The sequence below is a fragment of the Turicibacter sp. GALT-G1 genome (assembly GCF_025594995.1).
Classification (GTDB): Bacteria; Bacillota_I; Bacilli_A; order MOL361; family Turicibacteraceae; genus Turicibacter; species Turicibacter bilis.
On sequence record NZ_JAMQUS010000124.1, the window covers coordinates 1 to 249 of the forward strand.

The 249-nt window shown below is 51.4% G+C and carries 2 tRNA genes; both read right to left on the bottom strand.

Annotated features, from left to right (window positions below):
- Positions 1–40 precede the first annotated feature (40 nt).
- A tRNA-Ile gene (locus NEH74_RS13545) sits at positions 41–117 on the bottom strand.
- A gap of 10 nt (positions 118–127) precedes the next feature.
- Positions 128–204 (bottom strand) — tRNA-Met (locus NEH74_RS13550).
- Between the last annotated feature and the right edge of the window lie 45 nt (positions 205–249).

Sequence of the window (249 nt, forward strand, 5' to 3'; positions counted from 1 at the left end):
CCGGACTTGGGTATTCCTCCGTATCATGATGCAAACTAACTGGTGGACCCTGTAGGACTCGAACCTACGACCGATCGGTTATGAGCCGATAGCTCTAACCAACTGAGCTAAGGGTCCGGGTCTTTCATGGTAGCGGAGGAGGGACTCGAACCCCCAACCTCACGGGTATGAACCGTACGCTCTAGCCAGTTGAGCTACTCCGCCATTTATTGTTATTTGCTAATATTCAATTGGTGGAGACTAGGGGGA